Here is a 15,467-nt window from a genome sequence, read left to right on the forward strand (position 1 = left end):
TCACGGCAGCGGTTTTGCTGGTGGTGGTTTTCTTGGCAGCTACTGTTTTTGTGGCGGCTGCTTTTTTTGCAGGAGCGGCTGTTTTGCTAACGGATTTTGCGACGGTTTTTTTAGCAGCGACTTTCTTCACAACTGTTTTTGTTACGGCAGGGGTCTCAGCTGCAACGGTTTTCTTGACGGCAGTAGCTTTTTTAGCCACTGTTTTGGTTGCAGCTTTTTTAGCTGCAGGTTTTTTGATTGCTTTTTTGGCTGCTGTTGCCATGGCAATACTCCTTGGGAAAGGGTCCGGATATGAAAAAAATTAAATACATCTGTACAGATATAATTTCAAGGTCAAAGTATAAATCCGGCAACGGATAACTCTACTTCCTTTGTATCACCATTTGATATGTTCCCCGCTTTCAGTGCGAAACATTGCAAATGGTTATAAAGGCCAATTATTTTATTTGCCTTTATAACCGCAAGGGTAACTCATTACGCCATGAAACGCACGCAATACTTTTGAAATAAAGCACAATAAAAACAAGATAATTGTTATCAATATTAAGAGCTTAGCCATCAATTAGGCTATAAAAAACCATTTTTAAATCCTGGAAAATAAAATTTTTATGTCTGAGTTGGTGCGGGAACGATTGCCTGGGTTTGTTTTGATCAGGCAAATCAAGGCCGAAGGAGCCGTTTTTTTTGGGTTGACAGATTTTTCGTGTATTACACTTTTTTTTCAAAAGTATTGAAAATAAAGGCTTGTAGCGTGACGGGATATTTTTCTTGCGCTTTTTTCACTGTGCAAAGATGCGATGAGCAGGCAGTAAATGTCATCAGCCTGACGAGCTGTTGTAACGTTTTTTGATGTTGCTGACGCTGACGGGTTTACTGTGTTTTTCTGAAGTAAAAAAACGGGGTTGCTTTGCTTGAAGCATAAAAAAACCATTGGCGAAAAACCAACAAAACCGTTTGGCGTTTTTTTATGGCATGCATAAAAAAACGCCTTGCCCAACGCCATGAACAGCGGTGTGCTGATGGCGTAAGGCAATGCGTTGTTTGTAGCGTGCCTGGATGCTCTTAAGGAGCGCTAGATGGCGTTTTGCAGGCGTTCAAGAACGGTTGTTTTGCCAATAATGGCCAGAACGGCACCAATGGAAGGTGTTTGTTTCTGGCCGGTGACGGCAAGGCGCAAGGGAATGCCCAGCATGGGCATTTTGATGCCATGCTCGCTGAGGGTTTCCTTGATCAGGGCATCAAGGGCTTCACTGGTCCAGGTGTTCAGCTTGCTGGCGTTTTCGGCAAAGCCGGCCAGAATCCGTTTGGCATCATCGGTCAGGAACTGGGTTTGCAGTTCTTCAGTCGCGGGCTGGAACGGAGCGCAGAACAGCATGGCGTTTTCAGCCAATTGCTCCAGGGTTTCGGCACGGTCCTTGAACAGATTGAGAACAGCAACCATGTCCAGGCCCTCGGTGTTGCCACCGCGTGAGTGAATGCGGGGTAAAACGTGCTCCAGCAACGCTTCGTCGCTTAATGCCTTGATGTAATGGGCATTGACCCAGTTGAGTTTTTTGGGGTCCCATTGGGCAGCCGATTTGGACAGGTTGCGGGTGTCAAACCATTCAACCAGCTGTTCACGCGAGAAGATTTCATCATCGCCGTGGCTCCAGCCCAGGCGAGCCAGGTAGTTAACCATGGCTTCGGGCAGGTAACCCTGTTTTTCGTATTCCATGATGCTGACAGCGCCATGGCGTTTTGACAGTTTTTGCCCGTCTGGACCCAGGATCATGGGCACGTGTCCGTACTCGGGAATGGGTGCACCCAGGGCCTTCAGGATGTTGATCTGGCGTGGTGTGTTGTTGATGTGGTCATCACCGCGAATAACATGGCTGATACGCATGTCCCAGTCATCAACCACCACGCAGAAATTGTAGGTGGGGGTGCCATCGGGACGGGCAATGATCAGGTCATCAAGCTCGGCGTTTTCAATGGTGATGGTGCCTTTGAGCATGTCATTCCAGGAAACGGCGCCTTCAGTGGGATTCTTGAAACGGACAACCGGTTTGCGACCCTCAGGAATGGCGGGCAGTGTTTTACCGGGTTCAGGGCGCCAGGTGCCATCGTATTTGGGCTTCAGACCCTTGGCCTTGGCGCTTTCACGCATTTGTTCAACTTCTTCCGGTGTGCTGTAGCAGTAATAAGCCGAGCCCTCGGCCAGCATTTGGGCAATCACTTCCTTGTGACGTTCGGCGCGTTGCATTTGGTAGAAAGGGCCTTCATCCGCTTCCAGCGACAGCCATTTCATGCCGTCAAGAATGGCCTGTACCGCTTCGGGGGTGGAGCGTTCCAGGTCGGTATCTTCAATACGCAATACAAAAGTGCCTTGGTGATGGCGTGCAAACGCCCATGAGAAAAGGGCCGTGCGTGCACCACCCAAATGGAGATAGCCGGTTGGGGAAGGGGCAAAACGGGTTCTAACAGAAGAAGTCATGGATAGTTAAAACAGTTAAGTGATTAAAAGAAGAGGCAAGACAGTTTACAATGAGTTGGCAGGCTTCAGAAAAATTTCATTTTAACTTAATATTTTTGTGAGTGAATATATGCAGCGTCATCGCCTGGCTTCCATCTTCGAGCCAAGATCGTTAATCGTGATTTCAGATGTCTCCTTGCCGGTTTGCGAATCGGTGCCGGCTTACCTGGTGCGCAACACTACGCTCATGTCGTTTGACTCATCCGAATCCTTTTTGAAACTGACAGCCAAAGAAGCCATTGAAAGTGAAGAGAGAAAAGACCTGGCGGTGTTGTGCGTGCAACCTGACAGGCTGGAAATGGTTTTGTCGTTTCTTGAACGCAAGCCGCCCCGGGCCATGATCCTGCTGCCTACCCAAACCATTGATGATGATCCTCTTGAAATACGCCGGTTCGTGCTGGGCTGGGCCAGGCAGCATAAGTGCCTGCTGTTGGGGCCGCGTGCGTTTGGTATCCAGCGTCCTCACCTGAACCTGAATCTTAGCAAGCACCCCATTTTGTCCAATCAGGGCAGGGTGGCGGTGGTGTCACAGTCAAGGCTGCTGCTCATGTCCATTATGGACTGGGCCAATGATGTGGATCTTGGCCTGTCGGCAGCCATTTCAATGGGAGAGGTGATTGATGTTGACCTGCCTGAAATTATTGAGTACCTGGCTACCGATAACCGCACCGACAGTATTGCCTTGTACATGGATAAGCTCGGTTCCGGGCGGGAGCTGGTTAGTGCCATTCGCATGGCCTCCAGTGTCAAGCCGGTTCTGGTCTTGCGGGCCGGCAAGGCGAGTCCCGAACTGAAGGGGGATGATGCCGTATTTGAGGCGGCCATCCGGCGTGCCGGGGCGGTCCGGGTTGATTATTTTGTCGAGCTTTTTGCCGCCCTGAAGGCGCTGTCCTATGCCCGGCGTCCCAAGGGTGGACGGATTGTGGTGTTTGGCAATAGCCGAGGCTCAACGTCCCTGACGTTTGATGCGATGGGCTCCAGCAGTGCCTTGTCCAAGGCATCGCTATCCGGCAACAGTTTGCGTGACTTGAGACGTATTCTGGGCCCTGGTGCGATAGTGGGCAATCCTGCGATCAGTTATGCCCCCCTAACCGGAGAGCAGCTTATCGAGAGTCTGAAGGTGATGGTGGACGATGCCGGCGTTGATGCCATCTTGGTCATGCTGGCCCCCGATGAGTTGATGGACATGCAGAAGGTGGTTGAGCAATTGGCGGCTTATGCCCGCAAGGCGCCCAAACCGATTGTGACCAGCATTCTGGGGGAGGCCACCATGCGACCGTTTCGCAGGCTGCTTAACCGGGCGGGCATGCCGGCGTTCAGGACCCCTGAAACAGCGCTGGGGGCCATGATGTCGCTCTGTGATTACTTCTATAACCAGCAACTGTTGCACCAGCTCAGGATCCCTCAGCCTGATTCCCGGCCTTCCGATATTCCGGCTGCCCGTACCCTGCTTGATACCGCCCTTAAGGAAAAACGCAGTACCCTGGAGCCGTCCGAAGCCATGCGCCTGCTGGACTGTTTTAATGTGGGGGTTTCCTGGGAGGAAGACGGGCAGGACGAACAGTTTTCTGTTGAAGACGGGGTGCCGGCCGTCATGATACTGGTTCAGAACGACCCTATCTTTGGACCCTGGATCCGTTTTGGCGAAGGGGGTCACAAAGTGGTGTTTTCATCCCGTGACAAAGGGCTTGACCTGCCGCCCCTGAACGCTTATCTGGCCGGTCAGCTGATCAAGCGCAGCCGGGTCTGGCGTCAGGAACTGGAAACCTATGTAGAACCGCACATCTTCGTCAAGTTGCAGCGTATTCTGGAATCGGTGGCTGATCTGGTCAGCGAATTTCCCTGCATCCAGACGCTTGAAATCAACCCGATTATTCTGGGTTACCGTGAAGTCCATGCCAGAGATGTCAGGATTGTGCTTGATGAGCAAGCGGGTGTGTCACCACGTGAGTCCGGTTACGACCATATGGCGATCTTCCCGTATCCGCACTACCTGATTGAAAACCGACGTTTTGATGATGATACGCCCTGGGTGCTGCGACCCATTCGTCCTGAAGATGCCGAGGCGCTGCAGAATTTTATCAGGGGCCTGTCCGAGAAGTCGCGCTACATGCGTTTTGTTTCCATGATGCGTGAATTGACGCCTAAAATGCTCAGCCGGTATACCTATGTGGATTATCACCGGGAGCTGGCACTGGTGGCCACCATCCAGGTGCCCAACGAAGCCAATCGCGGGTTACCACGGGAAGAGATTATTGGTCTGGCGCATTACTTGCGTAATGCCGATGGCGTGGGTGCTGAATATGCCTTGGTGATTGGTGATGGATGGCAAAAGCGTGGTTTGGGCAGAACCCTGATGAGCAAGCTGATAGAGGCGGCCCGTAAACAGGAACTGGCTTACATAGAAGGGGTGGTGCTGGCCAGTAACAAACCCATGTTGCATTTAATGACCAGTCTGGGTTTGCAAAATGACCCGGATGAAGAAGACCCTTCAATGCGAAGGGTCTGGATGCCGTTGAACCAGGCGGATTAATCAGGCCAGGTTTTGCTGGATGAAATCTGAAATGTCGCGGATTTCTTCCAGGCAAACCGAATGCTGCATGGGGTAAGTGTGCCATTGCACGTTGCGGTAGCCCAGTTCTTCCAGTTTGGCCTTGCTGTTAAGTGCGCGTTCGGGAACCACTACCGGGTCCTGGGTGCCGTGCGCCATGAAAATGGGGATATCAATATTTGCCTGGCTGCGTTCGGCTTCGGTTTTGGCTGCCAGAGGCAGAAAACCCGACAGGCAGATAAGACCTGCCAGTTTTTTGGGATGACGCAAGCCGGTTAACAGGGCAATGGCGCAGCCCTGCGAGAAGCCGGCCAGGAAAATGTTTTCAGTCGGAATGCCGCGTTCGTTTTCACGGGCAATCAGGGCTTCGATGGCCTGCTGTGTTTCGCGCAAACCGGCTTCGTCTTCGGGGCCGTTGATGCGGTCAAGGGAAATAATATCAAACCAGGCAGGCATGGCGATGCCATTGTTCAGGGTAACCGGACGTACCGGTGCATTGGGGAAAACGAAACGGATGCCTGACGGTTTGGGTAGTCTCAGTTCGGGAACAACGGGTACGAAATCGTTGGCATCGGCACCCAGGCCGTGCATCCAGATAATTGAGTGCGTGATGTGGTTGCCCGTATTGATTTCAACACAATCGAGCAGTGCTTGATCTGACATAATAAACTATTCCCCGGTTGATAAAATAGACTTGAGTGCCTGGAACAGGGCACGATAATGTTTTTTTTGCGGCTCCTGGGTTTCGGTCAGGGCTGCGTTGGCGCTCTGTTCTTTGCGGGCAGCGCGAATCAGTGCCCTGAGGTGCTGAATATCCACCTGGGGATATTCGGAAAGAAGTATGGTTAACTCTTCATCGCTGGCAATCAGGCGATCGCGCAGGGTTTCCAGCCGGTGCATATGTGCGGTAATTTCTTTTGAGCCATTTTCCCAGACATCCAGCTGTTGGCGAATGGCCTCGATGTCGGCTGTGCGCATGAGTTTTCCGACATAATGGATCTGACGGCGTTTGCCTTCCCGACCGTTAATTTTCTGGGCCGTTTTAATGGCATCCAGCAGTTTGTCATCAAGGGGTAGCTGCTTTACTTTGTCATAAGGCAACTCAATCACTTGCTTGCCCAGATCCAGAATGGCATGCAGCTCTCTTTTGATTTGGGATTTGCTGGGTCGGTCGTAAAAATCGTTATCGTCCTGATCTGTTTGGTCGCTATGCATAAATAAAATCGAAAAATGGTTGATATTTGGATATCATAACCGTGTATGCGATTACAGTCATAATGAACAGAACAACCACTTATATTTTTATCTATGAATCCTAATAGTCAGTCTAATTTTGAAGAGCTGGTTCAGCTGGCGCTGAAACATGCCGGCAAGCTCGGTGCAAGCAGTGCCGCAGCCGAGGTCTCCGAGTCCAGCGGGCTTGCTGTCTCCGTTCGCAAGGGCAGTGTCGAAACGGTTGAACAAACCAATGACCGCTCCCTGGGGGTGACTGTTTACGCAGGGCAAAGCAGGGGTTCAGCTTCCACCTCGGACTTGTCAGCCAAAGCGATTGCCGAAACCGTCGAGGCCGCCTGGAATATTGCCAAATATACAGCGGCCGATCCTGCGGCCGGTTTGCCTGAGCTCGAATTGCTGGCCACCTATTTACCTGATCTGGCCTTGCATAAAAGTTGGGATATCTCTGCCGATGAGGCGGTCAGGCTGGCAATAGAGGCCGAGCAGGGCGCCTTGGGCTATAGCAAGGAAATCACCAATTCTGAAGGCGCCTCCATTGATATCAGTGAAGGGCGCTTTGTGTTTGCCAATTCGTTGGGGTTCATGGGCGGTTATCCGTATTCGCGCCATGGTATTTCGGTGGCAGCCATTGCCGGCAAGGGCGATCACATGCAAAGGGATTATTGGTATACCTCCAATCGTTACCCCGAAAGGCTGGCCAAGGGACATGATGTGGGTGTGTATGCGGCCCAGCGTGCCTTGTCCCGTTTGTCGGCCCGCAGGATTCCCACCGGAAAATATCCGGTTCTGTTTGAGGCACCCCTGGCTCTGGGGCTGATTGGTGCGCTAACCCAGGCCATCAGTGGTGGTGCGCTTTATCGCAAGTCCAGCTTCCTGCTTGACTCTCTGGGCAAGCCGGTGATGGCGGACCATATTCAAATTCATGAAGATCCTTATATTCCGGGTGCCATGGGCAGCTCCGCCTTTGATGACGAAGGCGTGCAAACCCAGACGCGTGATTTGGTGCAGGACGGCATTTTGCAGGGCTATTTGCTGTCAAGCTACACGGCCCGTAAACTGGGGATGCAAAGCACCGGTAATGCGGGTGGTTCGCATAATTTGCTGTTAAGCTCCACACTCACCGAAGCCAGTGACGATCTTGATGCCATGCTGAGAAAAATGGGTACTGGCCTGCTGGTGACCGAGTTGATCGGGCAGGGTGTCAATTATGTTACCGGCGACTACTCCCGTGGTGCGTTTGGTTACTGGGTGGAAAACGGGCAAATCCAGCATGCGGTTCAGGAAATCACGATTGCGGGCAACCTGAAAGATATGTTTATGCAAATGGTGGCGGTAGGTAACGATGTCATTACGCGCGGTGCCAAAACATCGGGTTCCATCCTGATTGAAAGCATGGCGGTGGCAGGCAGTTAGGTGTCAGGCAGGCCTGGGGCTGCTTTAGGGAAAACCACTAATTCGGGTTATCACATAAAGCAAGGGCGCCAGAAGGCTGTTTATCGTATAAAATTTTTAGAGTTTGAAATAAATTTGGAGAATAAGCATATGCAACGTCGTTCGTTTCTAAAAAAAGCCGGTATGGGTATGGTGGCCGGTACGGCAGCGGTTGGTGCCCCGGCATTGGCGCAGGAAAATCCAAGCATCAAATGGCGCATGGCTTCCAGTTTTCCACGCAGCCTTCCCGCCTTGTTCGGTACCTCTGAAAAATTCGTCAAGTATGTCAACGAAGCTTCTGATGGCAAATTCGTGATTGACGTGTTCCCGGCCGGTGAAATCGTGCCTGCCCTGCAGGTGATGGATGCGGTGTCCAACGGTACCGTTCAGGCTGGTCATACCTGCGGTTACTATTATTTTGGTAAAAACCCCGCCTACTGTTTCGATACAGCGGTTCCTTTTGGTCTGACCGCCCGTCAGATGATGGCCTGGATTCTTGAAGGCAACGGTAAAGCGTTGCTGCGCGAACTGTTTGAGCCCATCAATATTGTCAACTTCCCTCTGGGTAATACCGGTGTACAAATGGGTGGCTGGTATCGCAAGGAAATCAACTCACTGGCAGACCTGAAAGGCCTGAAAATGCGTACTTCCGGTTTTGCCGGAGAGGTGCTGGCACGATTGGGCGTGATTCCCCAGCAAATCGCCGGTGGCGATATTTACCCCTCGCTTGAGAAGGGTACGCTTGACGCGGTTGAGTTTGTCGGTCCTTTTGATGATGAAAAACTGGGCTTTAACAAAGTGGCCAAATACTACTACTACCCCGGATTCTGGGAAGGTGGTCCACAGGTTTCCGCTTATATGAACAAAGGTGAGTTCGAGAAACTGCCCAAAAACTACCAGGCGATTGTTGAGGCGGCATGTATGTATGCTACGGCCAATATGACGGCGGTTTATGATGCCCATAATGCGGGTGCGCTGCGCAGATTGATCGCTGGTGGTGCCGTACTGAAAGAGTTCCCCAAAGAAGTGCTGGACGCCGGTTACAAGGCTTCTGTAGAACTGTATAAAGAGTTCTCTGACAAAGACCCGATGTTCAAGAAAATCCATGATGACTACATGGCTTTCCGTGACGATCTGGCACCCTGGTTCAACCTGGTTGAGGGTTCGTATACCCGCTATCTGGCCTATGCGATTTCACAAGGCCGTAAAGCTTAATCAGGTCTAAGACAGTCCCACCCGTACAAAATACAACAAAAAGCAAGGATTGTACGGGTGGTTTTTCTCTGATTTGCGTTCTATTTTATTGTTTTTATTGAAAAAATAAAAACAAGGTGTTAACATAACCGGCTAACCCAGAACTGTACGGCTGAAAAGTAAGATTTTACTTGTTTACAATAACAGCCTGGCAGCGTCCGGCTTTATGTTTTTTAACAGGCATAAAAAAATCGGAAATTGGGCGTAACGGGCACGGCACAAGCCGGCTCTATTAATTTTTATTTAGGAATAACTATCATGAAGACCTTTGTGGCAAAGCCGCATGAAGTCAAACGTGACTGGTTTGTTATCGATGCAAAAGGCAAGGTCCTTGGTCGTGTAGCCAGCGAAGTTGCACGCCGTTTGCGCGGTAAACATAAACCCGAGTTCACCCCTCACGTTGACACCGGCGATTATATTGTAATTATCAATGCTGCCGATATCGTTGTTACCGGTAACAAGACTGAAGACAAAAAATACTTCCGTCACTCCGGTTACCCTGGCGGTATTTACGAAACGAACTTTAAAAAGCTGCAAGAGCGCTTTCCAGGCCGTGCACTTGAAAAAGCCGTTAAAGGTATGCTGCCCAAAGGTCCACTGGGCTACGCCATGATTAAAAAACTCAAGGTGTATGCTGGTGCCGAACATCCTCATACTGCCCAGCAGCCTAAACAGCTGGATTTCTAAGGATAAATCATGATCGGTAATTGGAATTATGGAACAGGCCGCCGCAAAACTTCAGTGGCTCGTGTTTTCTTGAAAAAAGGTACAGGCGCCATCGTTGTTAACGGTAAACCTGTTGATGAATATTTTGCCCGTGAAACAGGCCGCATGGTTGTTCGTCAGCCTTTGGTCCTCACAGAGCTCACCGAAGCCTTTGACTTCCACGTCAATGTGCACGGTGGTGGCGAAAGCGGCCAGGCTGGCGCAATCCGTCATGGTATTACCCGCGCGCTTATTGACTATGATGAAACATTGAAATCATCATTGTCCAAAGCTGGTTATGTAACCCGTGATGCACGTGAAGTCGAGCGTAAAAAAGTCGGTTTCCACAAAGCCCGTCGTCGCAAACAGTTCAGCAAACGCTAATCTGTTTTCGAGCCAGAAAAGACCGCATTTGCGGTCTTTTTTGTTTTTGGCCTGTTAAAGGCGCTTTGAAACATAGTGAAGCAAAACCAGTGCCTGATTTTCAGGTAAGTTGAACCAAAACGCGTGTAAAAACTCTCATAATGTGGTGCAATAGTCGTTTATAAAAACGTTTACATCCATTTCATTAACAAAGGATTTAACAATGGCATCTTCTTCGGCCCAGATCAAGGTTGGCATCGTTGGCGGCACCGGCTATACCGGTGTGGAATTGCTGCGCCTGCTATCAGCGCACCCCAATGCAAAGCTTCATGCAATTACCTCTCGTAAAGAAGAAGGCATGCCGGTTGCGGATATGTTTCCCAACTTGCGCGGGCATGTTGATCTGGCTTTTTCCGCTCCCGAAAATGCGGCACTGACTGAATGTGATGTGGTTTTCTTTGCGACACCTCATGGCGTTGCCATGGGGCAGGCCCGTGCCCTGATAGAGGCCGGTGTCAAAGTGATCGACCTGGCGGCCGATTTTCGTTTGCAGGACACGGCGGTTTTTGAAAAATGGTACAAAATGCCGCATGCCTGTCCGGATGTCTTGAAAGACAGTGTTTATGGTTTGGTTGAACTGAATCGGGAAAAGGTGGCCGGCGCGCAGGTGATTGGCAACCCGGGTTGTTATCCCACCACTGTTATTCTGGGACTTACTCCCTTGTTGGAAAAGGGTCTGATCAAGCTGGACAATATCATTGCCGATTGTAAATCGGGTGTGTCTGGTGCTGGCCGTAAAACCGAAGTGGGCAGCCTGTTCTCCGAAGCCAGTGACAACTTCAAGGCATACGGAGTTTCCGGCCATCGTCATCATCCTGAAATAGTCGAGCAATTGGGCAAAATTGCCGGTCAGCCGGTGGGCCTTACCTTTGTACCGCATCTGGTACCCATGATCCGGGGAATGCTGTCCACCATTTATGTCAAAATCAAACCCGAGGCCCTGGAAACCGATTTTCAGGCCCTGTACGAGCAGCGTTACCAGAATGAGGCATTTGTTGATGTGATGCCTGTCGGCAGCCTGCCGGAAACCCGCTCGGTCCGGGCATCCAATCAGCTGCGTATTGCCTTGCACCGTCCCGGGCATGGCGATACCCTGATTGTTGTCGTGGTTCAGGACAATCTGGTGAAAGGGGCTGCCGGTCAGGCAGTGCAAAACATGAATGTGTTATTTGGTTTGGCTGAACAAACTGGCCTGGATCAAGTGGCTATTTTGCCTTAAAGGGCCGGTTAACAATGGCAGCACGTATTTTTCTTTTGGCCGTCGGTATAGTGGTGGGAGCAACGGGTAGTTATTACGTTACCCAAAACGTCGTGCAGCGTAAAATGCTGGGCGTGGAAAATGAACAGCTCACTTTGCTTTCGGAAAAAGTAAAGCAGGGTGAGTTGGAAATCCAGGCATTGCAAGGGAAGCTGGATGCTGCCAATGCGCAAATGGTGATTGATAAAAGCACGATTGTTGAATTCAATCGCCAGGTCGCGAAGCTGCAGGATGAAATCGTGAGAAGCACCGAGGAATTGTTGCGTTATGAGCAGCTGATTCCCTCCAAAAGCAATATGCATGTGACCGTTCGGGAGTTCGATGCGGTCAAGGAAGGCGCCCGGATTCGCTATAAGGTATTACTGACGCGCACCCAGAAGCAACCTGCCGTTTTCAGTGGTCGTTTGCATTTTGAGGCCAAGGGCAAGATGAATGGCAAGGCCACCACCGTGGTGCTTAAGCCCGACTCTGCAGTCCAGAATGCAGACAATAACAAGTCGTCAACAAAAAATGCCAGTAATGGTGGCCAGAACTTGAAGTTCAGCAAAATTGAACTGGCACAGGGCCTGCTGGTGATTCCTGACGGCTTTATACCTGAAAACATAACCCTGAAGGTGGTGGAAGGTAAAAATACACGTGTGACGCGAACGCTAAAGCTCAAGTCTTAGCGTGTTGTTATGTTAAAATAATCAAGTTATAGGCGTATCTGCCTGTTTTATTAAGGTGACTGTATCTCACCAGGAGTAAGTATATGAGTAGCGTTTTAGAGTCAGTAGACTTGCAGGCTCCTCCAGTGCCATTGGTTTTTACCGATGCGGCTGCAGCTAAAGTCAAGGATTTGTTAATCGATGAAGGTAATCCCGACCTTAAACTGCGCGTGTTCGTGCAGGGTGGTGGCTGTTCAGGATTCCAGTATGGCTTCACGTTTGATGAGGTCGTTAACGATGATGACACCACTATCGATAAAGATGGCGTTCAGTTGTTGGTAGACCCCATGAGTTTCCAGTACCTGGTTGGCGCTGAAATTGATTACAAAGAAGATATTGAAGGTTCACAGTTTGTGATTCGTAATCCGAATGCCCAAACAACTTGTGGTTGTGGTTCTTCTTTTTCGGTGTAATACTGTTAAACAGCAAGTGTCGTTCGCGTTCGTGAAGGCATGACACTAAATAAACCAGAGCAGGCCCGTGTATTGAATAAAATGCACGGGCCTGTTTTTTTGTGTCTCAGGATAACAGCGGTGCCAGTATGGTAGGCGCAGCGGTATTAGCCATGTTAGGGTAGTCGGTCGTGTAATGCAGGCCCCGGCTTTCCTTGCGGGCCAGGCCGCATTGCAGCATCAGGCTGGCAACGTCCAGCATGTTTCCCAGCTCGATATCATCCAGGCGGGGGGCTTGTGGGCCAGCGCCTGTGTGAAACTGTGTTTTCCATGCGCCCAGCTGCTGCAGGGCTGCCTGCATGCCGGCATGATTGCGCACAATGCCAAAATAGTGCCGCATCAGTTGCCTCAGGTTGTTGACGTCAAGAGGGCTGCCTTGTGCCGGCTGTTTGACATTGTCTGTCACTGTCTTAATGCAAAGGGTGTTGTCATAAGCGGCAGGGGTTTCCCAGGGCAGCTTGGCGGCAATGTTGCGGGCAATATTTCGGCCCGTCACGATGCATTCCAGCAAGGAATTGCTGGCCAACCGGTTGGCACCGTGCAGGCCGGTGTAAGCGCTTTCACCGGCACAGTAAAGCCCTTTCAGGTCTGTTTGTCCTGAGTGGTTAATAACGACACCACCACAGGTATAGTGGGCGGCGGGTGCAACCGGGATGGGGGTGGTGCAAATGTCCAGTCCATGGGACAGGCAGGTTGCATGAATCGTGGGAAAGTGATGCAAAATTTCATCCCTTGGCTTATGCGAGATGTCCAGCAGGACATGCTGGCTGCCATTTTTTTTCATTTCAGTTTCAATGGCCCGGGCCACAATATCGCGCGGTGCCAGTTCAGCACGTGCGTCATAGTCGGGCATGAAGCGACTGCCGTCTGGCCGCAGTAAAATACCGCCTTCTCCTCTGACCGCCTCGGAAATCAAAAAGGTGGGAGCATTGGGTAAGGCCAGCGCGGTTGGGTGAAACTGGATGAACTCCATGTTGGCAACCCGGCAGCCTGCCCGCCAGGCCATGGCAATCCCATCACCGGTAGCTATGGCCGGGTTGGTGGTATGGGTAAAAAGCTGTCCGGTGCCACCGGTGGCCAGTACGGTATTGGGGGCCAGAAAGGTTTCGATTTCACAGGACTGCCGGTTGAGAGCCTTGACACCCAGGCATTGGGCAGGCTGTTCCTCATCAAGCAACAAGTCAATCGAGGCCCGTTGCTCAAATACCTGGATGTTGGGATGCAGACCCAAGAGGGATTGCAGGGTATGCGTGATGACATGCCCTGTTTGGTCCGATGCATGGGCAATCCGACGCCAGGAATGGCCGCCTTCAAGGGTCAAGTGCAGTTGCTGATCGTTCTCGTTGCGCGTAAAGCTGACCTGGTGCGCCAGCAGCCATTTCAGGGCATCGGGCGAGTGCTCAACAATGTGAGCCACCGCTTCTTTTTCGCACAGCCCGGCTCCGGCAATCAGCGTGTCGTTAATGTGTCGTTCGAAGGAGTCCTGGCTGTCCCAGACGGCGGCAATGCCGCCTTGTGCCTTGTCGCTGGCGGTGTTGATAAGCGCGTCTTTGCACAGTATGGCAATGCGCTGGTTGTCCGGCAATGACAGGGCTACCGATAATCCGGCCAGGCCACTGCCAATAATAATGGTGTCAAACTGACGCATCATGATGCTTAAGCGGCCCCTATATGCTGAAATAGTTTCATGTCCTGAATCAGGTTGCCGCTGGCCTTGACCGATTTTTTATGGGCTTCGGCAAACTGCAGCATCCGGTCAAGTGGCAGGCGGGCCCGTTCGGCCAGTGTTTTGTCCAGCGTGACTTCACCCGAGCCATCAAGCAGGCATTGTTTGATGCCGGCCAGTCCATTCATGGCCATCCAGGGGCAAAAGGCACAGCTTTTACAGGTGGCGCTATTGCCAGATGTGGGGGCTGAAATAAAGGTTTTGCCAGGCGCTCTTTTTTGCATTTCGTGCATGATGCCGGCATCGGTAGCCACAATAAACGTTTGGGCCGGCAGCTCGATGGCGGCCTGAATCAGTTTGCTGGTAGAGCCGGTTACATCGGCCAATGCTGCCACGCCTGCCGGTGATTCGGGGTGCACCAGTACTTTGGCATCAGGGTATTGTTTTTTCAGGCTGGCCAGTTCGGCTGCCTTGAATTCATTATGAACCAGGCAGGAACCTTGCCATAGCAGCATGTCGGCACCGGTGTTGTCTTGAATATATTGGCCAAGGTGACGATCGGGACCCCAGATGATTTTTTCGCCTTTTTCATGCAGGTAACTGACGATTTCCAGGGCAATTGAAGAGGTGACCACCCAATCGGCCCGTGCTTTGACTTCGGCGCTGGTGTTGGCGTAGACGACCACGGTCCGGTCGGGATGGGCATCACAGAAGGCACTGAACTGGTCGGCAGGGCAGCCCAGGTCCAGTGAGCATTCGGCCTCCAGGGTTGGCATCAGCACGGTTTTTTCAGGGCTAAGCATTTTGGCGGTTTCACCCATGAAGCGAACCCCGGCCACAATCAGGGTAGAGGCTTCATGGTCACGACCAAAGCGTGCCATTTCAAGCGAGTCTCCCACGCAGCCATTGGTTTCAAGTGCCAGATCCTGCAAGACGGGATCAACATAATAATGGGCCACCAGCACGGCATTCCTGCTTTGCATGAGTTGCCTGATTTCCTGGATGTATTGCTGCTCCTGGTTTTTTGACAGGGGGGCGGGTATTTTGGCCCAGGCCTTGCCTACCGCTTGGGCATCTGCGCTTTCCGGAAGGATGGAGGTCATGCAGGCTTGCCCGTTAAGGCTGGCGCTGTGTAATAAGGGTTGATCAAATTCAAATGCTTTCTGTTCTGTGTGTCCCATGGCTTTTCAAATAGTATTTTTTTAAAAAATCAAATTATGCTCTTTTTGAGCATAAAAGGCAAAGCATTTTTATAAATGGACATTCTGTTGT

At 51.2% G+C, this 15,467-nt stretch carries 15 protein-coding genes; 8 read left to right on the top strand and 7 right to left on the bottom strand.

The window, feature by feature from the left end; genetic code table 11:
- The 3 genes from HCX92_RS14855 to gltX form a co-directional block, all read right to left on the bottom strand.
- Positions 1-262 (bottom strand): hypothetical protein (locus tag HCX92_RS14855; protein WP_248289987.1); only part of this gene is annotated, 262 nt, incomplete at its 3' end.
- 459 nt (positions 263-721) lie between these two features.
- Entirely contained in the window at positions 722-1,033 is a 312-nt protein-coding gene (locus HCX92_RS03925) for a hypothetical protein (RefSeq protein WP_169293606.1), read from the bottom strand.
- Between the two features lie 39 nt (positions 1,034-1,072).
- A complete protein-coding gene (gene gltX / locus HCX92_RS03930) occupies positions 1,073-2,473 on the bottom strand; it encodes a glutamate--tRNA ligase (protein ID WP_169293607.1) in 1,401 nt (466 codons plus the stop codon).
- Positions 2,474-2,582: 109 nt separating this feature from the next.
- Between gltX and HCX92_RS03935 the strand changes: the two genes are divergently transcribed.
- Positions 2,583-5,045 carry a GNAT family N-acetyltransferase gene (locus tag HCX92_RS03935; protein ID WP_169293608.1) on the top strand — a complete coding sequence of 821 codons (2,463 nt, stop codon included), beginning with the start codon at positions 2,583-2,585 and terminating at the stop codon, positions 5,043-5,045.
- On the opposite strand, the gene HCX92_RS03940 is transcribed toward HCX92_RS03935, so the two are convergent.
- The gene (locus HCX92_RS03940) at positions 5,046-5,729 is read right to left on the bottom strand and encodes an alpha/beta hydrolase (RefSeq protein ID WP_371808388.1); all 684 of its coding nucleotides are present in this window, start codon (positions 5,727-5,729) and stop codon (positions 5,046-5,048) included.
- A gap of 3 nt (positions 5,730-5,732) precedes the next feature.
- Positions 5,733-6,278, bottom strand: a complete 546-nt coding sequence (gene yjgA / locus HCX92_RS03945) for a ribosome biogenesis factor YjgA (protein WP_169293610.1) — start codon at positions 6,276-6,278, stop codon at positions 5,733-5,735.
- A 93-nt stretch (positions 6,279-6,371) separates the two neighbouring features.
- Here yjgA and pmbA point away from each other — a divergent pair, with 93 nt between their 5' ends.
- The 7 genes from pmbA (at position 6,372) to erpA (ending at position 12,490) form a co-directional block, all read left to right on the top strand.
- Positions 6,372-7,712, top strand: coding sequence for a metalloprotease PmbA (pmbA, locus tag HCX92_RS03950; protein ID WP_169293611.1), 1,341 nt, complete (start codon positions 6,372-6,374; stop codon positions 7,710-7,712).
- 129 nt (positions 7,713-7,841) lie between these two features.
- The gene (locus HCX92_RS03955) at positions 7,842-8,945 is read left to right on the top strand and encodes a TRAP transporter substrate-binding protein (RefSeq protein ID WP_169293612.1); all 1,104 of its coding nucleotides are present in this window, start codon (positions 7,842-7,844) and stop codon (positions 8,943-8,945) included.
- A gap of 297 nt (positions 8,946-9,242) precedes the next feature.
- The gene (rplM, locus tag HCX92_RS03960) at positions 9,243-9,671 is read left to right on the top strand and encodes a 50S ribosomal protein L13 (RefSeq protein ID WP_169293613.1); all 429 of its coding nucleotides are present in this window, start codon (positions 9,243-9,245) and stop codon (positions 9,669-9,671) included.
- Positions 9,672-9,680: 9 nt separating this feature from the next.
- A complete protein-coding gene (gene rpsI, locus HCX92_RS03965) occupies positions 9,681-10,073 on the top strand; it encodes a 30S ribosomal protein S9 (protein ID WP_169293614.1) in 393 nt (130 codons plus the stop codon).
- A 202-nt stretch (positions 10,074-10,275) separates the two neighbouring features.
- A complete protein-coding gene (argC, locus tag HCX92_RS03970) occupies positions 10,276-11,331 on the top strand; it encodes an N-acetyl-gamma-glutamyl-phosphate reductase (RefSeq protein ID WP_169293615.1) in 1,056 nt (351 codons plus the stop codon).
- Positions 11,332-11,345: 14 nt separating this feature from the next.
- Entirely contained in the window at positions 11,346-12,038 is a 693-nt protein-coding gene (locus HCX92_RS03975; protein ID WP_169293616.1) for a DUF6776 family protein, read from the top strand.
- Positions 12,039-12,121: 83 nt separating this feature from the next.
- A complete protein-coding gene (gene erpA, locus HCX92_RS03980) occupies positions 12,122-12,490 on the top strand; it encodes an iron-sulfur cluster insertion protein ErpA (RefSeq protein ID WP_169293617.1) in 369 nt (122 codons plus the stop codon).
- A 106-nt stretch (positions 12,491-12,596) separates the two neighbouring features.
- Here the strand turns inward: erpA and nadB are convergent, their stop codons facing one another.
- Entirely contained in the window at positions 12,597-14,180 is a 1,584-nt protein-coding gene (gene nadB, locus HCX92_RS03985; RefSeq protein ID WP_169293618.1) for an L-aspartate oxidase, read from the bottom strand.
- Positions 14,181-14,185: 5 nt separating this feature from the next.
- The gene (nadA, locus tag HCX92_RS03990; RefSeq protein ID WP_169293619.1) at positions 14,186-15,376 is read right to left on the bottom strand and encodes a quinolinate synthase NadA; all 1,191 of its coding nucleotides are present in this window, start codon (positions 15,374-15,376) and stop codon (positions 14,186-14,188) included.
- Positions 15,377-15,467: the final 91 nt, after the last annotated feature.

Source organism: Advenella sp. EE-W14 (assembly GCF_012923605.1).
Lineage (GTDB): Bacteria > Pseudomonadota > Gammaproteobacteria > Burkholderiales > Burkholderiaceae_B > Advenella > Advenella alkanexedens.

What these genes read in the sequence shown, in the direction of transcription:
- gltX (WP_169293607.1), bottom strand. Translation starts at nt 2,473, where the DNA reads ATGACTTCTTCTGTTAGAACCCGTTTTGCCCCTTCCCCAACCGGCTAT.
- HCX92_RS03935 (WP_169293608.1), top strand. Translation starts at nt 2,583, where the DNA reads ATGCAGCGTCATCGCCTGGCTTCCATCTTCGAGCCAAGATCGTTAATC.
- yjgA (WP_169293610.1), bottom strand. Translation starts at nt 6,278, where the DNA reads ATGCATAGCGACCAAACAGATCAGGACGATAACGATTTTTACGACCGA.
- pmbA (WP_169293611.1), top strand. Translation starts at nt 6,372, where the DNA reads ATGAATCCTAATAGTCAGTCTAATTTTGAAGAGCTGGTTCAGCTGGCG.
- HCX92_RS03955 (WP_169293612.1), top strand. Translation starts at nt 7,842, where the DNA reads ATGCAACGTCGTTCGTTTCTAAAAAAAGCCGGTATGGGTATGGTGGCC.
- rplM (WP_169293613.1), top strand. Translation starts at nt 9,243, where the DNA reads ATGAAGACCTTTGTGGCAAAGCCGCATGAAGTCAAACGTGACTGGTTT.
- rpsI (WP_169293614.1), top strand. Translation starts at nt 9,681, where the DNA reads ATGATCGGTAATTGGAATTATGGAACAGGCCGCCGCAAAACTTCAGTG.
- argC (WP_169293615.1), top strand. Translation starts at nt 10,276, where the DNA reads ATGGCATCTTCTTCGGCCCAGATCAAGGTTGGCATCGTTGGCGGCACC.
- HCX92_RS03975 (WP_169293616.1), top strand. Translation starts at nt 11,346, where the DNA reads ATGGCAGCACGTATTTTTCTTTTGGCCGTCGGTATAGTGGTGGGAGCA.
- erpA (WP_169293617.1), top strand. Translation starts at nt 12,122, where the DNA reads ATGAGTAGCGTTTTAGAGTCAGTAGACTTGCAGGCTCCTCCAGTGCCA.
- nadB (WP_169293618.1), bottom strand. Translation starts at nt 14,180, where the DNA reads ATGATGCGTCAGTTTGACACCATTATTATTGGCAGTGGCCTGGCCGGA.
- nadA (WP_169293619.1), bottom strand. Translation starts at nt 15,376, where the DNA reads ATGGGACACACAGAACAGAAAGCATTTGAATTTGATCAACCCTTATTA.